Annotated in this window: 4 protein-coding genes; 3 read left to right on the top strand and 1 reads right to left on the bottom strand. The window is 75.2% G+C overall.

Annotated features, from left to right (window positions below):
• Window positions 1–132 precede the first annotated feature (132 nt).
• The gene (locus AOK18_RS13685) at window positions 133–411 is read left to right on the top strand and encodes a hypothetical protein (RefSeq protein WP_055694529.1); all 279 of its coding nucleotides are present in this window, start codon (window positions 133–135) and stop codon (window positions 409–411) included.
• Between the two features lie 215 nt (window positions 412–626).
• Window positions 627–1,148: a GNAT family N-acetyltransferase gene (locus AOK18_RS13690; RefSeq protein WP_055694530.1), complete on the top strand. Its 522-nt coding sequence runs from the start codon at window positions 627–629 to the stop codon at window positions 1,146–1,148.
• A gap of 181 nt (window positions 1,149–1,329) precedes the next feature.
• On the opposite strand, the gene AOK18_RS13695 is transcribed toward AOK18_RS13690, so the two are convergent.
• The gene (locus AOK18_RS13695) at window positions 1,330–3,009 is read right to left on the bottom strand and encodes an AMP-binding protein (protein ID WP_055694531.1); all 1,680 of its coding nucleotides are present in this window, start codon (window positions 3,007–3,009) and stop codon (window positions 1,330–1,332) included.
• A gap of 670 nt (window positions 3,010–3,679) precedes the next feature.
• On the opposite strand from AOK18_RS13695, the gene AOK18_RS13700 reads away from it, so the two are divergent.
• The coding region (locus AOK18_RS13700; RefSeq protein WP_055694532.1) for an AAA family ATPase at window positions 3,680–5,861 on the top strand (2,182 nt) is incomplete at its 3' end.

Here is a 5,861-nt window from a genome sequence, read left to right on the forward strand (position 1 = left end):
GCCCTCGCCCGGCGCCGGGCGAGGGCCCCACCCCGTACCGCTGCGCGCGGTGGAGCGCCCCTCCGGCACCCGGGTCCGGGCACGCCGGGACCTCCGGGTGCGGATCCGCCCGGCGGGCAGCAGCCTGGAGGCATGGCAGATCCCGCGGAGGACCCGCACATCGTGGTGCACGCCCCGGCGTTGGACGGCTCGCGCCGGGTCACCTCCGGCGACGAGACGCTGGGCGTCGCCTCGCACATCGACGACGTGCGCGAGATCCTGCGGCTCGCCGACCACGGGGGCATCTCCCTGCTCGATCTGGTGCGGGAACCCGGAGGAGTCGCCGACGTTGAGGGGACGGACCTCATCGAGTGGCAGGGAGGCGGTCCCGAGGACTGGCCGGGCCTGTCGGAGGAGCACCACGGGGCCTGACCCCCACCGTCTACGGCAACGGCCGTAGAGCCGCTACGGCAGCCTCAAATCAACCTCTGAACCGTGCCCCGGAGGCTTCGGGCACCCCCGCGGCCGGGCAGGAACCCTCACGCGGGACCCGCCGACACGGGGGCGGCGGGCCCCGCTCCCGGGAAACCCGGGAAACCCGGGAAACCCGGAGGAGGCACCCGCCCCCGCCGTCCGATAATCGGCGCATGCGCACACACATCCGGCCCGCCGCTCCCGGCGAGCCGGCGGTCCTCCAGGACGTCGAACGGGCCGCCGGTGCCGCCTTCCGGGACCTGGGCATGCCGGAGATCGCCGACGACGAGCCGCCCTCGCTCAGCACCCTCGAGCGCTCCCTGCGGGCGGGCCGCTGCTGGGTCGCCGCCGACGAACGGGACCGGCCCGTCGCCTATCTGATCGCCGAACCGCTGGACGGCGCGTTCCACCTCGAGCAGGTCTCGGTGCACCCGCGCGCCGCCCGCCGGGGCGTGGGCCGGTCCCTGATCGCCCACGCCGCCGAGCGGGCCCGCGCGCAGGGCCTGGACGCCCTGACCCTGACCACCTTCAGCGACGTCCCGTGGAACGCCCCGTACTACGCCCGCCTCGGTTTCCGCCCGCTGGCCGAGGACGAACTCACGCCCGGTCTGCGCCGGATCCGCGCCGAGGAGGGCGAGCACGGGCTCGACCGGTGGCCGCGCGTGTGCATGTCCCGGGGCCTCGGCCGGCCGTGACCACCGGGGCGGACACCCGCCCGGGGCCGGTCGCCCCGGGGTGGTGGCCGGTGGCGCGCGTCTTCCGCGAGCGCCTCGGCCTCCGCCCGCCGAACCGGCCGGACCGGCCGAACCGGCCGGGCCCGGTCCGGGAGGCGGCTCCCGGCAGGTGTTCCGCCGGGCCGGGGCCGGGCCGGCGGGGTCACTTGAAGTCCTCCTCCCGGTACTCGGCGTCGGAGCCCGCCGCCGTGGCCTCGCGCAGCTCGATGCGGCGGATCTTGCCGGAGACGGTCTTGGGCAGCTCGCCGAACTCCAGCCGGCGGATCCGCTTGTAGGGGGCGAGCACCTCGCGGGAGTGCGCGAAGAGTGCCCGCGCGGTGTCCGGGCCGGGCCGGTGGCCCTCCGCGAGCACGATGTACGCCTTGGGCACGGCCAGGCGCAGCTCGTCCGGGGCGGGCACGACGGCCGCCTCGGCGACCGCCTCGTGCTCCAGCAGGGCGCTCTCCAGCTCGAAGGGGGAGATCTTGTAGTCGGAGGCCTTGAACACGTCGTCGGCCCGGCCCACGTAGGTGAGGTAGCCGTCGGGGTCGCGGGAGCCGATGTCGCCGGTGCGGTAGTAGCCGCCGGCCATGGCCCGCGCGGTGCGGTCGGGGTCGCCGTGGTAGCCGGCCATCAGGCCCACCGGGCGGTCCGACAGGTCGAGCGCGATCTCGCCCTCGGTGGCGCCGGGCGCGCCGGAGACCGGGTCGAGGAGCTCGACCCGGTAGCCGGGTCCCGGGCGGCCCATGGAACCGGTCCGCAGGGGCTGGCCGGGACTGTTGGCGATCTGGACGGCGGTCTCGGTCTGGCCGAAGCCGTCGCGGACGGTGACGCCCCAGGCGCGCCTGACCCGTTCGACGACCTCGGGGTTGAGCGGTTCACCGGCGGCGACGACCTCGCGCGGCGGGGTGCGCAGCCGGGACAGGTCGGACTGGATGAGCATGCGCCACACGGTGGGCGGGGCGCAGAAGGTGGTGACGCCGGCGCGGTCCATCTCGGCCATGAGCCGGGCGGCGTCGAACCGCGCGTAGTGGTGCAGGAAGACGGTCGCCTCGGCGTTCCACGGGGCGAAGAGGTTGGACCAGGCGTGCTTGGCCCAGCCGGGCGAGGAGATGTTCAGGTGCACGTCGCCGGGGCGGAGCCCGATCCAGTACATGGTCGCCAGGTGCCCGACGGGGTACGAGGTGTGGGTGTGCTCGACCAGTTTGGGCTGTGCGGTGGTGCCCGAGGTGAAGTACAGCATCAGGGTGTCGTCGGCGAGGGTGGGCCCGTCGGGCGCGTAGTGCTCGGCGGCTCCGTAGGCGTCCTCGTAGGGCAGCCACGCGTCGCCGGCGCCCCCGCCGACGGCGATGCGGGTGTAGTCGCCGGGCACCTCGTCGAACTTCGCGGTGTCGGCGGCGCGCGTGATCACGTGCCGGACGTGGCCCCGGTCCACGCGGTCGCGCAGGTCGGCGGGGCCGAGCAGCGGGGTGGCGGGGATGACCACGGCGCGCAGTTTCATCGCGGCGAGCGCGGTCTCCCACAGTTCGGCCTGGTTGCCGAGCATGACGAGCACCCGGTCCTCGGCGCGTACGCCCTGCTGCCGGAGCCAGTTGGCGGCCTGGTCGGACCGGCGGGCCAGGTCGGCGAAGGAGAGCCGGATCTGCCCGCCGTCCTCCTCCACGAGGTGCAGGGCGGTGCGGTCGTTGCCGTCCGCGATCACGTCGAACCAGTCGAGCGCCCAGTTGAAGCGCTCGGGACGCGGCCAGCGGAAGCCCTCGTAGGCGGTGGTGTAGTCCTCGCGGTGTTCCAGCAGGAAGTCCCGGGCCCTGCGGAACTCCTCCGTCGCCGTCGCCGTCGTCATGCGGTCCCCTCCGTCGCCGTCGTCATGGGTGCTCCGTCCTCCTCGGTCCCGGGCCCTGCCGGGCGCCTGTGTGCCGTCGTCCGATCCGTGACGCGAGTCTCCCTACCCCCGAAAGGGGGCGGGAGCTCATTCGGGAGCCGCGAGGGGCACGACGGGAGGGCGAACGGGTGACGGTCGGTCCGGGCGGAGGCGGCCGACGCGGGGGCGGTCGGACGGGCGCGCGGACGGCCGAGCGGGCAGCACGGCCGGGTGGTCGGGGGTGACCGCCGGGGCCGGGGCCGTGAAGGCGTGTGCGTGCCCGGTGACGCGCGAGTCGAGGGCACGGGCGCGCGGGGAGGTGGTGGTCCCTCCGCGCCGGATCCCTGTGCACGGGGTCTCGACACACGGGGTCTCGGCATGTGGGATCTCGATATGTGGGTTTTCTGCACACAGGGTCATGGCACACGGAGTCCCCGCATATGGGGTCTCCGCACAGGAAACGGGGGGGTTGCCATGGGTTTGCGGTGTTCTCGTGGGACCGGCATTAGCGCCGGGCCGGTGTTTCCGACCGGTGCGCCGGCGCTCCGGATTCCCTTCCCGCGTCCGCTGTTAAATCCCTCACGACGTCGTCCCCCCGAATTCAACTGGCCCGTTGCCTAATATTGGCCAGGACACGACACAGGAGGGAGCGGTGACCGTGCGCCGGGACTTCAGGGATCCTGCCAGGTGCCGTCCCGACCTGGTCATCGGCAGGGAGGGGCCGTTCGCCGAGGCGCGCGAGCAGCTGGCCCGAGGGGGCAGCGTGCTGCTGCACGGGCCGGCCGGAATAGGTAAATCGACCGTGCTGCGGGCACTTGCGGCGGATAACGCGGGCGGGGCGCCCACGGTGTTGCGCTGCTCCGCCACGGAGTCCGAATCCCATCTTCCGTTCCTGGCTCTCGCGGACCTGTTCGGCCTGATCCTCGAAAGGGTCTCCGGTGCGCTGCCCGCGGCGCAGCGCACCGCCCTGGAGTCGGCGCTCACCGGCCGCGGCGAGTCCACGCTCCAGCGGGACGGGCTCGCGCTGCGCCTGGCGGTGCTGTCCACCCTGCGGGCGCTGGCCGCCGAGGGGCCCGTCCTGGTCGTCGCCGACGATCTCCAGTGGCTGGACTCGGCCAGCGCGGAGCTGCTGGGCTTCGCCGCCCGGCGCCTCGGCGACGCACCGGTGCAGATGCTGTGCGCGGTGCGGACCGAGGGCACGGAGGGGCAGGAGTACGACCGTCATCTGCGGGCCTGCCCCCCGGACACGCGGGTGGTCCGGCTGGGTCCGTTCTCCCGCACCCAGGTGTCCGCCCTGCTCGACCACCGCGGTTACACGGGCCTGTCCCGCAGCACGGTCCGCGACATCCACCGCACCAGCGACGGCAATCCGCTGTTCGCGCTCGAACTGGGCCGTGCCCTGGCCGAGAGCACGGCCCGGCCGCGTCCCGGCGAGCCGCTGCCGGTGCCGACCTCGCTGCGCGCCCTGGTGCTCAGCCGGCTGGAGATGCTGTCGGACGACGCGCGCCGCACCCTGCTGGTGGCCAGCGCCGGTGCCCGGCCGACGCCGGCGCTGCTGCACGCGGCCGGCCGGGACCACGCCGAGGAGGAGACGGCCCAGGCCGCCGCGCTGGGACTGCTGGCGACGGACCCGGACGAGCCGGCGCTGCGGTTCGCGCACCCGCTGATCTCGGCCGCGCTGTACGCGGAGGCCCCCGCGCACGAGCGGCGGGCCGCGCACGCCGCGCTGTCCACGGCGGCCTCCGACCCCATCGAGCGGGCCCGGCACCTGGCCCTCGCCACGACCGGCACCGATCCGGAGGTGGCGGCCCGGCTCGCCGAGGCCGCCGCGCTGGCCCGGGACCGCGGGGCGCCCTCGGTCGCCGCCTCGCTGGGGCTGCTGGCCGCCCGCCGCACCCCGGCCGACCCGGCCGGCGACGGTCCGGGCCCGGACGAGCGGCTGCTGCAGGCCGCCGAGGACGCCATCACCGCCGGTGAGGCGGATCTGGCCCGGGACATCGCGCGCGAGGTGCTCACCCGGGCCACGGTGCCCGCGGAACGGGTGCGGGCGTGGATGGTGGTCATCGAGGCGGCCGGGCAGGCGCTCGGCGAGGTCGACGCGGTCTTCCCGCAAGTGCTGGCCGACGCGGGCGACGACCCGCGGCTGCTCGCCCTGGTCCACTACCAGCTGGCCTGGCGGGAACTGGTGGTCGACGGTGACTTCGGCAAGGCCCGGCGGGAGGCCGCGCACGCGGCGGACCTGGCGGCGCGGGGCGCGGACCGGCGCACCGAGCTGATGGCGCTGGCCTTCCAGTCGTCCACCGAGACCCTGATGGGCCATCCGGACGCACCGGCCACCATCAAGCGGGCACTGCGGGAGCCCCAGGACCCCTTCGTGGCCTGCCACCACAACGGCGCGGGCATGGCCGGGTTCCGCTGGCTGCTCATGAGCGACCAGCTGCCCGAGGCCCGCAAGAGCATCACCGGGCTGCTGCGGGAGGCGCGGCGGCGCGGCATGGTCGAGAGCGAGGTGCACTTCCTGCGCTTCCTCGCCGACACGGAGCTGCGCTCCGGGCACTGCGGCCGCGCCCTGGACCTGGCCCGGGAGAGCCTGCGGCTGGCCCGGGACTCCGGGATCGGGGAGGGCGCCTCGGCGATGCTCGCCTCGCTCGCGGAGGCTTCCGGCGGGGACGTGGAGCGGGCGCTGGCGCTGGCGCGGGAGGCCGCCGACCACGCCGAGGTGGACGGCGACCAGATGTACCTCTCGCGCGCCCTGGCCGCCTTCGGCTACGCCCAGTCGGTCGCCGGGGACGCGGCGGGCGCGGTCCGTTCGCTGCGCCGGGTGCGGGAGCTGG

The organism is Streptomyces prasinopilosus (assembly GCF_001419695.1).
In the GTDB taxonomy this organism is placed as follows: domain Bacteria; phylum Actinomycetota; class Actinomycetes; order Streptomycetales; family Streptomycetaceae; genus Streptomyces; species Streptomyces prasinopilosus.

Bases quoted from the DNA above. Each gene is read 5' to 3' on its own strand.
- AOK18_RS13685 (WP_055694529.1), top strand. From the start codon at position 133: ATGGCAGATCCCGCGGAGGACCCGCACATCGTGGTGCACGCCCCGGCG.
- AOK18_RS13690 (WP_055694530.1), top strand. From the start codon at position 627: ATGCGCACACACATCCGGCCCGCCGCTCCCGGCGAGCCGGCGGTCCTC.
- AOK18_RS13695 (WP_055694531.1), bottom strand. From the start codon at position 3,009: ATGACGACGGCGACGGCGACGGAGGAGTTCCGCAGGGCCCGGGACTTC.